We start from the raw sequence: 14,377 nt of genomic DNA, 5'->3' as shown, positions 1-14,377 counted from the left end.
CAAGATTATACGACTTTTTTAATTTAACCGCATTTAATTCACTTATTAGTACAATCCTCATAAATATTATAAAAGACTATTAATGCAAAAACTACTCAAATCAAACATAGGAATAATCTATATTGTTCTATGTATTCTTTTATGGGCTTTAATTCCAAGCTTTGCAAAATTTGTACAATCTGGATTAGACCATTATCAATATCTTTTTTATTCATCAATTATCTCTTTTTTATCAATATTTATAGTTTCACTTTTTGAGAGAAATTTAAAAGAAGTATTATCATATTCAAAAAAAATATTTTTAATTTTGTTTGGATTAGGTTTTTTAGATTTTATATTCTATTTATTTTTATATTTTGGTTATAAACATGCAAATGGACTTGAAGTATTGGTAATTCAATATATGTGGCCTATATTTATAGTTTTTTTATCATTAATAATTTTAAAAGAAGATTTCACAAAAAGAAAACTTTTTTCAATTATCTTTGGATTTTTTGGGGTGAGTTTAGTTATTACTAAAGGTGATTTCGCAAGTTTAGATTTTTCACAGATTGATGTTTTATTAGTTGTAATGTCAGGAACAATTGCCTTTGCATTATTTTCAGTTCTAAGTAAAAAAGTTACAATTAATCCAACAAATGCTGTAATGATTTATTTTTTCTCAGCAATTATTTATTCAACTATAACCGTTGAAACTTACTCTAGTTTTATTCTTCCATCAGGAAAAGATTGGATTATCATTTTAATAAATGGTGCACTAATTAATGGAATATCTTATTTATTTTGGATAAAAGGCCTTCAAATTTTTGATGCATCTAAAGTTGCACCATTTATATTTATTACTCCAATTCTATCGGCATTTTTTCTAATTTTATTTTTTAATGAGACAATTCTGCCAATTTATTTTCTTGGACTATTTTTTGTAATTCTTTCAGGATTAATAAATAGCTTAAAAAAGAAACACAAATAATAAGTTAATAAAAAAATGCTAAAATACCCTTTACAAATTAGGAAGGCTCAAAAAATTTGAAATTACTGTTTAAAAAAATATTTTATCTTATAACCATGCTTTTTATTATTAGCCTTATATCTTTTATCGCAATAAACGCTGCACCAAACTCTTTTTTTGCAAGTGGGGAATTAAATCCAAATATCACACCTGAATCAATCGAGCAATTAAAAGCGATTTATGGTTTAGATAGACCTTTATATGTACAATTTTTTTCATGGGTAAGTGCAATAATTCATCTTGATTTCGGGATTTCATTTGCAAGTGGTGAAATGGTTAAAGATGAAATATTAAGCAGAATTCCAATTACACTTACAATCAATATTATTTCAATGGTTTTAATATTCATCATTTCTCTTTATTTTGGAATAAAATCGGCTTTAAATAAAAACTCTTTATTTGATAAATTTACTGGACAATTATCACTTCTTAGTTTTGCAATGCCTTCATTTTATTTAGCACTTTTATTGGTTTTAGTATTTGCTATTAATTTTGAGATTTTACCAATTGCTGGACTTCATGGAGTTCCTAATGATGGAAGTTTTTCTTACTATTTAGATTATGCTTGGCATTTAGTTTTACCAATATTTATTATGGTTTTTGGTGGAATTGGAAGTTTGATTTTATATATTAGATCTTTGACTATTGAGATTTTAAAATCTGATTACATCTTTTTTGCAAAGGCCAGAGGTTTAAGCCAAAAACAGATTTTAAGATATTATATTTTGCCAAATTTATATCCGCCAGTTATTACACTTCTTGGTCTTTCACTTCCTGGAATTATTGGTGGTTCAGTAATTCTTGAAACAATTTTTTCAATAGATGGAATGGGATTATTGTTTTATCAAAGTGCTTTATCACATGATTATCCAGTAATCATGGGGATTTTGATAATTGGTGCCTTTTTGACACTAATTGGTAATATGATTGCAGATTTAGTTTTATTAAAACTAAATCCAAATTACGAAGAAAAATAGATTAGATAATTTTAACAAGGAAAAGAATTGCAAGTTTTAAAAACAATTGAAGAGTTACAAGAAGTTAGAAAAAATATTTCTGGAACTGTTGGATTTGTTCCAACAATGGGTGCTTTACATAATGGCCATATTTCACTTATCAAACAAGCAAGAAATGAAAATGATATAGTTATTGTTTCAATATTTGTAAATCCAACTCAATTTTTGCCAGGTGAAGATTTGGATGCTTATCCAAGAAAAGACGAAGCTGATAAAAAAATCTGTCAAATGTGCAAAGTTGATTATGTTTTTATGCCTGAAATTTCAACTATGTACACAAAAGAAGAAGTATTAATTAAAGCTCCAAATAAAAGTTATGTTTTAGAAGGTAAAACAAGACCAGGACATTTTGATGGAGTTTTACAAGTAGTTTTAAAACTGTTTAATTTAACTCAACCAACAAATGCTTATTTTGGGAAAAAAGATGCTCAACAATTAACTTTAATTATGCAAATGGTAAAAAATCTATTTATACCAATAAATATCATTCCTTGTGAAATAATAAGAGAAGATGATGGATTAGCTTTGAGTTCAAGAAATATCTATTTAGATGTTACACAAAGAAAAGATGCTTTACTAATTTCAAAATCTTTATATATGGCAGGTTCTCTTATTTCAAGTGGTGAAAGAAGTGTGCAAGCTGTAAAAAATAAAATTTATGAAATCATGAAAACTTTAGATGTTGAATATGTAGCCATCGTTGATAGGGAGTTTAATGAATTAGAAAATATTGAACCTAAAAATACAATTATTCTTGTAGTTGCCAAATTTGGTAATACTAGATTACTTGATAATATTTGGCTTTAACATTTTGTTTTAAAAAGAGTTTATGATAAAATTGCAAAAAAATTAAGATAAAAAGAATAAATATATGAAATTTTCAGTAAAAAATCCTAAAAAAACTCTACATTTAGTAAGCCTTGGTTGTACTAAGAATCTTGTAGATTCAGAGATTATGTTAGGTAAATTAAAAGATTATACAATTACAAATGATGCAGCAAATGCCGATGTTATCATCGTAAATACATGTGGATTTATAGATAGTGCAAAACAAGAGAGTTTAAATACAATTTTTAACCTACATGATGAAAGAAAAAAAGAGTCAGTTTTAGTAATGGCTGGATGTTTAAGTGAAAGATACCAAGGTGAACTTCAAAAAGAGTTACCAGAAATTGATGTTTTCACAGGTGTTGGAGATTATGACAAAATAGATTTACTTGTACATGAAAAAAGAAGTGCATTTTCAAATGAAGTATTTTTAGCTAGTCATGAAAATGAAAGAGTAATCACAGGTTCTTCATATCATGCTTACGTAAAACTAAGCGAAGGATGTAATCAAACTTGTTCATTCTGTGCAATTCCTTCATTTAAAGGAAAACTTCACTCTAGAACCCTAGAATCACTTATAAAAGAGGTCAAATCATTAGTTGCAAAAGGTTATGTAGACTTTTCATTTGTATCTCAAGACTCATCATCTTTTTTAAGAGACCAAGGAATTAATAATGGACTTGAACTTTTAATTGAAGAGATTGAAAAAATTGAAGGAATCAAAACAGCTAGAATTTTATACCTTTATCCATCAACTACAACTTTATCTTTGATTGATAAAATTGCAGATTCACAAGTTTTTGTAAACTACTTTGATATGCCACTACAACATATAACTCCCTCAATGCTTAAAATAATGAAAAGAGGAAAAGGTGTTGAAAAACTAAATGAACTTATGAATCATATGAGAAGTAAACCTAACTCTTTTGTAAGAACTACATTTATTGCTGGACATCCAGGAGAAACTGTTGAAGACCACGAAGCACTTTGCAAATATATCGAAGAGTTCAAATTTGATAGGGCAAATGTTTTTTCATATTCAACAGAAGAAGGAACAACAGCTGCCCTTTCAAAAGATTTAATAGAGCAAGAAGTTATTGATGAAAGAGCTGATATTATTGGTGAAATAATTGCAAAAACCACTCAAGAATCACTAGAAAATGAAATTGGAAAAACTTTTGAAGTTTATGTTGATGGTGAAAGTGAAGAACATGAGTATTTATTAAGTGCAAGAAAAACACTTTGGGCTCCTGATATTGATGGTGAGATTTATATTAATGACAATGAATTACCAGATGGTGAACAAATTAAATTTGGACAAATTTACACTGTAAAAATCACAGAACTTGCGGGAGATAAATTATTAGCAACTGTAATTAAATAGTTATGAACTTAGATTTTAGTGTAGTTAAAAATCAAAAAAATCTGCTAGCATTTTCAGCAGGTGTTGATTCTACTGCACTATTTTTTTTACTCCTTGAACAAAATATCCCTTTTGATATAGCTATTGTAAATTATAATTTAAGAGAACAAAGCAAAGATGAAATCTCTTATGCAAAAGAACTTGCAAAACAGTATAAAAAAGAGATTTTTATTCATGAAATAAATCTTCCTGATACTTCAAATTTTGAAAAAAAAGCTAGAGACATAAGATACGCTTTTTTTGAAACAATTATTGATAAACACTCTTATGCTAACTTAATCATAGCTCATCAGTTAAACGACAAATTAGAATGGTTTATGATGCAATTATCAAAAGGTGCAGGATTAGTTGAACTTATTGGATTTAATGAGTTTGAGCAAAAAGAAAACTATCAAATTTATAAACCACTTTTAAATATAACAAAAGATGAACTTGAAAACTATTTAAAAAACAATAATCATAAATATTTTGTTGACCAATCAAATTTTGATGAAAAATATAAAAGAAACTACTTTAGACATAATTTTTCAAATAAGTTTTTGCAAGAGTTTAGTTCAGGAGTGAGAAAATCTTTTGAGTACTTGCAAAATGATTTAAATTCTTTAAATATCCAAAATAATCCAATCAAAAAAATAAAAGAATTAGAGATATTTTTAAATCAAAAAGATGATAATTTAAATATTAGAACTATAGATTTATCACTTAAAAAAAGAGGTATTCTTTTAAGTTCTGCTCAAAGAGATGAAATATTAAGACAAAAAGAGATTACAATTTCTCATAAAATAAATATATCTATTCAGAAAAATAATATTTGGATAGCACCAAATTATAATGAAGTTATTGATAAAAAGCATAAAGAACAATATAGAATAAATAATATCCCTAAAAATATGAGAGCTTATATTTTTAGAGAAAAAGTAGAGCTGAAAGAGTTAATTTTTTAGAAATCTCTTCATTTTTTGCATTTTAACAAGTTCTAATCTTGTCTCTTCTCTATGAATTTTAAGAAAATTAATATTTTTAAAAAAAAGCTCTTGAAGCCTTTTTAAATCTATTAATTCCAAATCAAAATCTTTTATAGTGTCAGTAGTTAAATAATTTTCATGCCATCGTACTAAAGCCTCAGCTTTTTCTGAAGGTTCCAGTGAATCAACATAAGTTAATTCATTTAGCGCTTTTAAAGACCAGTCTCTTCTTTCCATGCGTCGATTAATCCTTGAGTAACTTTCATAACTTGATTAACTGCATTGATATTATCATCAATTCCAGCACTAAATAGAGTTTCGATTTGATATAAATATAAACCATCTAAGTAATATGCAACTTCTCCACCATCAAAATCTAATACATTTCTTAATTCATCAAAAATTGCTATTGACTTATTTATATATGTAAATTTTAACTCAATTTCCCTTTCTTTTATTGCATTCTTTACAAATGACAAATATTTTATAATTCCCTCATAAAGTTTTAATACTAAAACATAAGGATCATCTGAAATTGCATTTTGTTGATTATATACTTCTATTCCCATATTTTTACATTCCTATTAGAATCAATTTGATATATGAGTATATTACATATTAGCTTAAAAATTAAAGGAGGAAGAGAAAATAACTATTCTCTTCCTAAAAATTAATTACTAGAATTTGATTGATCAATCATCATTTTTAGACCTGAAAATGATGATTCCATTTGTGTTATAAGTGTTCCATATGCGCTAAACTGAAGAGCAAGTTGTTCGTATTTTTTATCTAATGCATCTTGTGCTTTTGTTTTTTCAGCAGTTAAATCAGTTTCTCTTTTAGACATTGCTGAAGAATATAAATTTAAAATTCCACCTGAAAAACTCATATTATCAAGAGTTTCTTTTAATGTTGTTCCTAAACCTTTATTTTCTGCTACTCCTAAGAATAAATCTTTTAATCCTGATAAATCATTTTGAACAGCAGCACTAAATTTTGTAGAATTCAAAGATAATGAACCTGATTTATCAAATTCTAATCCATAGTTAAATACTGATTTATCTTGTGATGTTCCATATGAACCAAACATTTTATCTTTTATTTGACTTACTATATTTCTTATTGAAGATTTATCTTGTATTGAAGAATCTGCATTGAAAGATTCGGTATCTATCATTGCTACTAAATCATTATATTTTGTAACAAAATTTTGCATTTGAGTTTGAATTTGTGTATTATCTTCTACAATATTAATACTCGAAGCTCCAATTTTATTCGCTGTCAGTTTAAGTCCATCAACAGTTATACTGTTAGTTGTAACATTATATTCTACTCCATCAACTTTTGCAATCATATTTTTTGCTTCAAGTATATGATTTGTTGCATTTATCGTAGAACCATCTGTAGTAAACCCTAATGATTGGCTTGCAGCACCACTAATATTTAATTTATTATCAACACCTGAGTTTTCACTTTTAATAACTAATCGGTAAGAATTAGAGCCAACTTGTTCAACACTTGCATTCATTCCAGACTTTGAAGTAATTTCAGTTGCTAATTGTTCATATGTTTTATTAGTAGTGTCAAATGTTTCTCCATTAATTACTAAGCTACCTTGATTAATTTGAGTATTCTTTGCACTAAAACTATTTGATTGATATACATCTTTTTGTGCTAATTGCGTTACATCAACATTTGTTGTACCTTTGCTTAATGCTTTAATATCAGCAGCATCAAAAGAAACCGAATCACCTGAAGTAGTTGCTGATTTTTGTTCAAGAGCTGTAACACCACCTGAAACAAATAAATCAAAAGGTTTAATTGCTTCTAAAAGTTCTTTTACTTTTGATTCAATATTTGCAAATGTTTCTTTCTCTGTTGTAATACTTGTTATTCTAGTTTCTATTGGCTCAACTGTAGATTTTCTCTCTGCAGCTTTTAATTTATCAATTAATTCACTATTTAACGTTGATGCTTGCCCTGTACCTAATCCTAATACACCAGTTGCCATAACTTATCCTTTATCTTTTTAAGCCAAGTAAAGTTTGTAACATTTCATCTATTACTGTAATCATCTTAGCATTTGCAGTATATGCTGCTTGAAATTTAATCAAATTTAACATCTCTTCATCTTTATCGACTTTAGTTAACTGATCATATGAAGACTTAATTGAATTACTAATGCCTGCCTGTGTTGTTTTTGTGAAATCAATATTCTCTTTATCAGCTGATATACTAACTCTTAAGTCTCTAAAAAACTCGCTTAAAGATGATTTAGTTGTTGAATTTACATCTTGAGCTTTTCCATCAAAAGATAAATTTTGTTTCCATTGAATAGTCGCTAAATAATCCAATTTATTTTGATCTAAATCATTAACCATCTTTTCATTAAACTTTAATGTCTTAACACTCGAACCACTAAATAATCCCATTGAGTTGATTGTTCCTAGTGATTCATCACTTCCAGCTTCTCCATAAATATAATCGCCTGAACTTGTTTTAATAAATTCATTAGAAATATCAGATAAGGTTTGCGCAAAAGAATCTAATTTATCTAGATAGCTTTGATATTTATTATTAGGTGAATCTGATGATAAATTATCTACTTGTGCTTTTAAAATACCACTTTTAATTGGTACTTCTTTATCATTAATTGTAATAGTTACTTTTGATTCAGGATCTACACTAGAATCGCCTCTGTATATTGATTCTCTTTTATCTACAATTGTGGAATCAGTATTGTCTATATTCTCAATACTTATTCTTCCATCAAATTGATTCTGGCTTCCACCAAGATTTGACTCAATTCTTAAATAATTATCTTGTGTATCTTTTGTAATTTTATTTCCATTTGCATCAACAGAATAATCTCCATTATATGCAGTGATTGAACCTTTCATATTTGGATCAGAATTTATTTTATGAACTAATGCTCTAGTTAAATTAGAACTATCTACAGTTTCTGTTGTTTCAGTACCATCACCATTCCAATCCATAGTTATTGATTCACCCATTTTAACGGAAACAGAAAATTCATTATTTAGTTTATAAGTAACTACATCATTTGCATCAAATGTTTTTGCAGTAAAATCTTCATTATATTTTAATGAGTCATATGAAACAGGAGGTAAAACACTACTATCAACTAAAGTATATTTATCTTTTTGTAATGTTTCTTCTTCTTTAACATTTAGTGTTCTTACATTTGTATTTGTAACAGCTGGCTGTCCAGCTATTGTTAACTCATAATTGTCATCTGTTCTATTTACATTTATATCAACATAATTTGATAATTCTAATTCTAACTGATCTCTTTTATCAAGCATATCATTTGAAACACCATCGAATTTTTGCATTTTCTCATTTAAAAGACCTATCTCTTTTAAGATACTATTTACATCATTAACATTAGCACTTAGTTCAGTTTTTTCAACTTTTTGTTGTTGTTCTACACTTGAATAAAGATTTTGTAATGATTCAACTAAAATATTACCTTGAGTTTGTAAAGTCGTTTTATAAACTTGAGAAGTTGGATCTGTTCTTAAATTTTCAACAGCTTGATAGTATCGATTTAAATCTGCTGAAAAACCACTATCAGTTGTTTCTTTGAAAATAGACTGAATATTTCCTGTCATATTGGATAATTTATCATAATAACTTAATTTAGTATTTTCAGAAATTAATTTATCATACATATATTGAGATGTAATTCTATATGCACCAGTTGCATTTACACCACGACCTGTAAATTGATTATCCATTTGTGATAATTCTTCAAGCTGTACAACTCTTTTTTTATACCCAGGAGTATCTGCATTTGCTATGTTATTTGATACATTTTCAACTGCAATTTTTGCAGCATTCAGTCCGCTTTGAGATACGCTCAATGTACTTAGCATTTTAACTCCTTTAGGTATAATTTTACAAATTATTACATTACATTTCTTAAAATTAGATTAAAATGGCCAGATTGCTCTCATAAATTTTAATCCCCATGGTGTTTCTAAAATATCTGATTCCGTTCCATTTTTATCATATAATAGTTTTAAATCTGCTATTTGTGAAGAATTAATTGAATTATCTGAACTTATATCATAAGGTCTTATTACACCACTTACAATTATTTCTTGTCGTTGCCCTTCAATTAGCATCTCTTTTTTACCTTTTATATAATAGTTACCATTTTGATAAGTTTCTTCTATTATTGCAGAGATTGTTGTAGCAAATGTTTCATCTAATTGACTATTAACTTTTCCTTTATCAGAAGTTGAGCTATTAGTTGAAAAATTTACACCAAGATTTGCATTTAATTTATTCGCTACGTTTGATGTTACTCCACTTAATGTGTTTGTGCCTGTTGCACCTGCTAGTCCACCACCTAGACTATTATCTCTAGTACTTGTTAATTCTCTTTTATTATTACTTTTCGATGTTAGATCTTCACTAATTACAATTTGAATAATATCTCCTACTTGTAAATCTTTTTTATCTGCGAATAAAGAAGTACCTTGCATAGAATATAAAGAACCTTTATTTTTTCTTGGTTCTGGGCTTTTTTTAGGTATTTGTATTTCTGGTTTTTCAAAAGCTAATTCTGGTTCTGATGTGGCACTACATGCGGAAAAGAGTACCACTATAAAAATTAATATAAAACTATTTTGCATTTAATCTACTTTTTAATATAAAATTAACATCAATAGCTATTATTATCTCATTTAAAGTTCTTTTTATAAGAGCCATTGCACCATATCTTACCATTAAAGCATCTAAATTTGTTGCTGGTTCACAAATAATTATAACTTTATCTTCAATTATTTTTACATGTCGAATATGTTCTTGTCCAACTAAATCAATAGCTTTTTCTATTTCAGTTAAAATAGCTTTTTCTACTGCTTTTTTTTCTTTATCTTTTTTTTCTTCTTCAAGCTTTATTGCTTGTTTTACTTCTGTCTCTTTTTGCAACTGCTCAGCATAGGTTATATTCATATAAAAATAATAACCAGCAAACATAGCAATAAGTGCTAATAAAGATAAAATCTTTATTAGTTTTTTGCTTTTGTTTCTTTTAATTGCAACTATCATTTCTATTTAATTACAAAAGTCGTAAATAATATTTGTTTAATGCTATCTTTTGCTATATCTGAATTTGATTTAGTAGCTTCATTAATAACAGTATTAATATCTTGTAGTAATTCATCTTTTAATAGATTTTTACCACCAACTGTTAAAAGTTCTTCAGAACTTCTAGAACTTACTTGAGAAATTACAACATCAATAATTTCTGCTTTGTATTGTTCAGTAATAGCTGCGATTGTTGGTTCTATACTTTTAACAGAAAAAGATAATTTCATTAATTTCTCTTTTCCTTTTGAATCTGTCAAATTTAAGACCAAATCGTTAATATCTGCTTTATATGAATCTGGTTTTTCTGATGATTCATCTTTTTTGATTTCTTCTTGCCCAGCAGCATTACTATTACCTAGTGCACCTTGAGAATAAAGAAAATAACCACCACCAATAACAGCTACAATTAGAACCACTACTAAGGCGATTAAAACAATCATTAATCCCTTTCCACCACCTGAATTTTTTGATTCTTGGTTATCATCTGCCATTATTATTCCTTTTTCTCATCTTTTTTATTATAATTTTCAAGTTTTTCAGTAATCATTGATGCATTAGAAACACTTAAAAATTTCATAATTTGAGTAACATTGTTCTCTTTTAGTTTAAGTATTATATCAAAAACATCTTCAATTTTACCTTCGCCAATCATTTGATTAAAAATATCAGCCGCATTTTTTGGTTTCATTCCATTGTATATTTTTGATGTTTTTGTCACAACTTCATTTTTTATATCTTTTAAAGTTTCTATATTATCATCATGTAATTTTTGTATATCTTTTTTTTCTTTTTCAATTTGAGCCAAAATACCTTCAAGCTCTTTTTTTCTTTGTTGATATTCAGTTTCTTTTTCATTATAAAAATTATTTAATTCTTTTTTTAATTCCATTACTTCTATTCTTTGTTTTGTTAAAGAACTACTTGTCTCTTCTACGGCAAATAAATAAGTACAAAAACAAATAATTAATAATAAATATCTAAACAATTTAAATCCTTTTATCTCTATTACTGATATATTTACTTTGAATATATTCACTAGAAGCTTCTTCTTCTGCAAGTAAAATTTTCTTTATAGCTTCTTTTTTTTCTTCTTCCAAAATATATGAAAATTGTTCCGCTTCTTTTTGAAGTTCAATTATATCTTTTAACAAAAGTTCAACATCCATATTTAAAAGCACTTTTTCTTTATTAAGTTTTTGAATATGCATTTTCATAGTATTTTTATGTATTGTTAAAATCATAAAATCTGAAATTGCTCCATGTTTTTCAACACTTGCTGTATCAATTCTATTTTGAGTTAATAATATTTCAATATCAATTTGCTCAATTCTTGACAAGAGTTGAGCCTTTTGCATTAATTTCTGGTCAGTTTGATTTTTCTTTAATTTATATAATTTTTCAATCAACTATTATTACCAAAAATAAGTATTATATCCCACAAATCTTTTGTATATGCCTCAATATGATCACCAATCCATGGAAGAGAAATTAATATAAAAGCTGAAACAAAAACCATTTTAGGAACAAACGATAAAGAAGCATCACTAATTTGTGTTACTGCTTGAAAAACAGAAATTATAAGTCCAATAATCATACTTACAATTAAAGATGGTAATCCAAGTATTAATATAATCTTTACTGTATTTTCAGCAATAGCAATTAAATCCATATTAATCTTTTATTTTTATTGTTATCTCTAAAGTTTTATTATTTAATAACTTAGAAATTAATGCTGATAGATCTGTAACATTAGAGTTATTTATATCCAATGTTTCGACTCTTTTTTCTGAAACGGCAGGTTTATTACCACTTATAGAACTATTTTCTTCAACTTTATAACTTAGTGCTTCCAATAAATCTTTTTCACTTAAAGAATCTAATTCGAAAAACTCATCATTCATTTTATCTCCTTGCAAGGATTTATCAATTTTTTTATTTTCTAATATCTCTTCATCTAAAAAATCAAAACTACTAAAAGGATCTTCTTCTAATACTTCCAATTCACTTGATTCTTCAACTTCAACTTCTTTTTTCTTTCCTTCTTGAATTTCTTCATTTAGAAAATCAAACCCACCAAATAAATCATTATTTATTTTTTCTAAGTCTGTAATATCTTCCTCTTCTTCTGTAACTTCTTCACCTAAAAAATCTAAGTCTGCAAATATATCTGAAACTTTAGTTGATACAGAATTTTCCAAAGGTTCATCTGATTCTTCTTTGTACAATATGTCATCGTCATCATAATCAAATGATATATTATTTAATCCAAAATCATCATTAAAATTAATTATATCATTTGAATCATTTTTTATACTTACATCATTATTACCAACTAAACCTTCTATATCATCAAGATTTACATCTTTATCTATATTAAATATATCATCAAAGTTTTCAGAAAAATCGGAATCATTATTTTCTTCCTCTTTTGTTAATAGCATAGATAATTCATCATCCAACTCTATCTCATTTTGTTTGATGTCATCTTTTTCATTTAAATCTAATATATCTGGTTCCAGTGCTTTTAATTCTTCATATTTTCTAATTATATATTTTGGTAATTCACTTAATGAATCTATTGATAAATCTGCAATTCCACAATCAAGTAAAAACTCTTCTTCTATTCCATCTTTAGGAGTAAAAAATTTAATTTTTTTATTTAAAGAATTTTTTTTAATAATTTTTTCATCATCAATTAAATAAATATCTTTAGGATTATCTTTTATAATCTGTTTAAGCTTTGTAATACTACTTATTTCTTCAATTACAGTATTATTGTCAAGTTTGAATTTTATATTTGAGTGTTCTAATGTTTCGTGAATTTCTTTTTTAAAACTTTGATTACCATAAATGTAAATCTTCAATCTATAACCCTATAAAATAATTTTAATACCATTGATTATACCTTTTTTTATTAAATTTTCGATAAAATATAAACAATTAATAATGGAGGATGATATTGAGATATATTTTATTAGTAACATTTTTATTATCATCTTTGTACTCACAAACAATCAAAGATATTTCAAATGTAATTGGAATTAGAGAAAATCAGTTAATTGGTTATGGACTAATTGTAGGACTTGCAGGAACGGGCGATAAATCAAAGTTTACAATGCAATCCTTACAAAATCTTCTTAGGAATTCATATATAAAAATTCCTGCTGGTTCAATTAATTCAAAAAATATTGCAGCAGTTATGGTAACAGCAGAATTACCACCTTTTTCAAGACAAGGTGACAAAATCAAAGTTAAAGTATCAACAATTGGTGATGCAAAATCTGTTGATCATGGAGAACTTTTAATTACACAATTAAAAGGTGTTGATGGAAATGTATATGCCCTAGCACAAGGAACTATTCTTGCTAATGAAAACAATAAAACAACAGGTTTTATATATGATGGTGCAACTGTTGAAAATGAAATTAATTATGATTTAAGAGATGAAAAATCAATTCAATTAAGTCTTTATAAAAACTCAGCTAGAGATGCTGATTTAATTGAAACAAAAGTAAATGATAAATTTGGGAGAAAATTAGCAACTGCTCTTGATACAAGAACTGTTGAAATAGTGAAACCTACTAATATGTCAGTAGTAAAATTTATTTCTGTTGTACAAAATATTGAACTTGATGCTCAAATATTTAAAAAGAAAGTTATTATTGATATGTCAAGAGAATCAGTTATCACAGGTGGAGATATTCAAATTGATCCTGTAACAATAGCTAGAGATTCTTTCTCAATTAGAATTGATAAAAGTGGATTGAGTAATGAAGGATGGAAAGATCCTGCCCAAAATCCAGGTGTTGATATTGGAGATAATGTTAAAATTGCTGATAAACCAGTTATAAATATTGATAATGCAATGATTAATACAAAAGCACCACCTACAATATCAGATTTAGTAAGAGCTATGAAAGTAATGAAATTACCTATGACTGAAATTATTGATACATTAAAAATGATTAAAGAAATGGGCGCAATTGATGTTGAAATTGAAGTAAGAGGCTAG

General features: G+C 26.7%; 17 protein-coding genes. 6 read left to right on the top strand and 11 right to left on the bottom strand.

The features are described from left to right. Positions 1 to 82 precede the first annotated feature (82 nt). From AVENP_RS01770 to tilS, 5 genes are all read left to right on the top strand, one after another. On the top strand, positions 83 to 970 hold the full coding sequence (locus tag AVENP_RS01770) for a DMT family transporter (RefSeq protein ID WP_128359216.1): 888 nt from the start codon (positions 83 to 85) through the stop codon (positions 968 to 970). A gap of 56 nt (positions 971 to 1,026) precedes the next feature. Further along, the gene (locus AVENP_RS01765) at positions 1,027 to 1,986 is read left to right on the top strand and encodes an ABC transporter permease (RefSeq protein WP_128359215.1); all 960 of its coding nucleotides are present in this window, start codon (positions 1,027 to 1,029) and stop codon (positions 1,984 to 1,986) included. 27 nt (positions 1,987 to 2,013) lie between these two features. Further along, positions 2,014 to 2,832 carry a pantoate--beta-alanine ligase gene (gene panC, locus AVENP_RS01760; protein WP_128359214.1) on the top strand — a complete coding sequence of 273 codons (819 nt, stop codon included), beginning with the start codon at positions 2,014 to 2,016 and terminating at the stop codon, positions 2,830 to 2,832. Positions 2,833 to 2,896: 64 nt separating this feature from the next. Further along, positions 2,897 to 4,237 (top strand): 30S ribosomal protein S12 methylthiotransferase RimO, encoded by a 1,341-nt coding sequence (rimO, locus tag AVENP_RS01755; RefSeq protein WP_128359213.1) that lies wholly within the window; start codon positions 2,897 to 2,899, stop codon positions 4,235 to 4,237. Between the two features lie 2 nt (positions 4,238 to 4,239). Next, positions 4,240 to 5,220, top strand: coding sequence for a tRNA lysidine(34) synthetase TilS (tilS, locus tag AVENP_RS01750; protein WP_128359212.1), 981 nt, complete (start codon positions 4,240 to 4,242; stop codon positions 5,218 to 5,220). Here the strand turns inward: tilS and AVENP_RS01745 are convergent. The 11 genes from AVENP_RS01745 to AVENP_RS01695 all read right to left on the bottom strand — a co-directional run bounded on the left by AVENP_RS01745 (position 5,209) and on the right by AVENP_RS01695 (position 13,229). After that, entirely contained in the window at positions 5,209 to 5,478 is a 270-nt protein-coding gene (locus AVENP_RS01745; RefSeq protein ID WP_128359211.1) for a hypothetical protein, read from the bottom strand. The genes tilS and AVENP_RS01745 overlap by 12 nt on opposite strands. After that, positions 5,454 to 5,810 carry a flagellar export chaperone FliS gene (gene fliS, locus AVENP_RS01740; protein WP_128359210.1) on the bottom strand — a complete coding sequence of 119 codons (357 nt, stop codon included), beginning with the start codon at positions 5,808 to 5,810 and terminating at the stop codon, positions 5,454 to 5,456. Before fliS ends, AVENP_RS01745 begins: the two co-directional genes overlap by 25 nt. Positions 5,811 to 5,911: 101 nt before the next feature. Further along, positions 5,912 to 7,252 carry a flagellar filament capping protein FliD gene (gene fliD / locus AVENP_RS01735; RefSeq protein WP_128359209.1) on the bottom strand — a complete coding sequence of 447 codons (1,341 nt, stop codon included), beginning with the start codon at positions 7,250 to 7,252 and terminating at the stop codon, positions 5,912 to 5,914. 10 nt (positions 7,253 to 7,262) lie between these two features. Then, entirely contained in the window at positions 7,263 to 9,140 is a 1,878-nt protein-coding gene (locus tag AVENP_RS01730) for a flagellar hook-associated protein FlgK (RefSeq protein ID WP_128359208.1), read from the bottom strand. 57 nt (positions 9,141 to 9,197) lie between these two features. Then, on the bottom strand, positions 9,198 to 9,905 hold the full coding sequence (locus tag AVENP_RS01725; protein ID WP_128359207.1) for a flagellar basal body L-ring protein FlgH: 708 nt from the start codon (positions 9,903 to 9,905) through the stop codon (positions 9,198 to 9,200). Continuing rightward, positions 9,895 to 10,323, bottom strand: a complete 429-nt coding sequence (locus AVENP_RS01720; protein ID WP_128359206.1) for a hypothetical protein — start codon at positions 10,321 to 10,323, stop codon at positions 9,895 to 9,897. The genes AVENP_RS01725 and AVENP_RS01720 overlap by 11 nt, the downstream gene beginning before the upstream one ends. 2 nt (positions 10,324 to 10,325) lie before the next feature. Continuing rightward, on the bottom strand, positions 10,326 to 10,856 hold the full coding sequence (locus AVENP_RS01715) for a flagellar basal body-associated FliL family protein (protein ID WP_128359205.1): 531 nt from the start codon (positions 10,854 to 10,856) through the stop codon (positions 10,326 to 10,328). Positions 10,857 to 10,858: 2 nt separating this feature from the next. Further along, positions 10,859 to 11,350: a MotE family protein gene (locus tag AVENP_RS01710; protein ID WP_128359204.1), complete on the bottom strand. Its 492-nt coding sequence runs from the start codon at positions 11,348 to 11,350 to the stop codon at positions 10,859 to 10,861. 1 nt (position 11,351) lies between these two features. After that, entirely contained in the window at positions 11,352 to 11,702 is a 351-nt protein-coding gene (locus tag AVENP_RS01705; RefSeq protein WP_228201885.1) for a hypothetical protein, read from the bottom strand. Between the two features lie 65 nt (positions 11,703 to 11,767). Next, positions 11,768 to 12,034 (bottom strand): flagellar biosynthetic protein FliQ, encoded by a 267-nt coding sequence (locus tag AVENP_RS01700; protein ID WP_128359202.1) that lies wholly within the window; start codon positions 12,032 to 12,034, stop codon positions 11,768 to 11,770. 1 nt (position 12,035) lies between these two features. Next, positions 12,036 to 13,229, bottom strand: a complete 1,194-nt coding sequence (locus tag AVENP_RS01695; RefSeq protein ID WP_128359201.1) for a hypothetical protein — start codon at positions 13,227 to 13,229, stop codon at positions 12,036 to 12,038. An 89-nt stretch (positions 13,230 to 13,318) separates the two neighbouring features. Between AVENP_RS01695 and AVENP_RS01690 the strand changes: the two genes are divergently transcribed. Beyond that, positions 13,319 to 14,377 (top strand): flagellar basal body P-ring protein FlgI, encoded by a 1,059-nt coding sequence (locus AVENP_RS01690; protein WP_228201884.1) that lies wholly within the window; start codon positions 13,319 to 13,321, stop codon positions 14,375 to 14,377.

The sequence above is a fragment of the Arcobacter venerupis genome (genome assembly GCF_013201665.1).
GTDB lineage: Bacteria > Campylobacterota > Campylobacteria > Campylobacterales > Arcobacteraceae > Aliarcobacter > Aliarcobacter venerupis.
The sequence above is the reverse complement of the archived record's forward strand: the minus strand, read 5'-3'. Positions and strand labels throughout refer to the sequence as shown.

Coding starts and splice junctions, on each gene's coding strand:
- AVENP_RS01770 (WP_128359216.1), top strand. CDS start 83: ATGCAAAAACTACTCAAATCAAACATAGGAATAATCTATATTGTTCTA.
- rimO (WP_128359213.1), top strand. CDS start 2,897: ATGAAATTTTCAGTAAAAAATCCTAAAAAAACTCTACATTTAGTAAGC.
- tilS (WP_128359212.1), top strand. CDS start 4,240: ATGAACTTAGATTTTAGTGTAGTTAAAAATCAAAAAAATCTGCTAGCA.
- AVENP_RS01745 (WP_128359211.1), bottom strand. CDS start 5,478: ATGGAAAGAAGAGACTGGTCTTTAAAAGCGCTAAATGAATTAACTTAT.
- fliS (WP_128359210.1), bottom strand. CDS start 5,810: ATGGGAATAGAAGTATATAATCAACAAAATGCAATTTCAGATGATCCT.
- fliD (WP_128359209.1), bottom strand. CDS start 7,252: ATGGCAACTGGTGTATTAGGATTAGGTACAGGGCAAGCATCAACGTTA.
- AVENP_RS01730 (WP_128359208.1), bottom strand. CDS start 9,140: ATGCTAAGTACATTGAGCGTATCTCAAAGCGGACTGAATGCTGCAAAA.
- AVENP_RS01725 (WP_128359207.1), bottom strand. CDS start 9,905: ATGCAAAATAGTTTTATATTAATTTTTATAGTGGTACTCTTTTCCGCA.
- AVENP_RS01720 (WP_128359206.1), bottom strand. CDS start 10,323: ATGATAGTTGCAATTAAAAGAAACAAAAGCAAAAAACTAATAAAGATT.
- AVENP_RS01715 (WP_128359205.1), bottom strand. CDS start 10,856: ATGGCAGATGATAACCAAGAATCAAAAAATTCAGGTGGTGGAAAGGGA.
- AVENP_RS01700 (WP_128359202.1), bottom strand. CDS start 12,034: ATGGATTTAATTGCTATTGCTGAAAATACAGTAAAGATTATATTAATA.
- AVENP_RS01690 (WP_228201884.1), top strand. CDS start 13,319: ATGATATTGAGATATATTTTATTAGTAACATTTTTATTATCATCTTTG.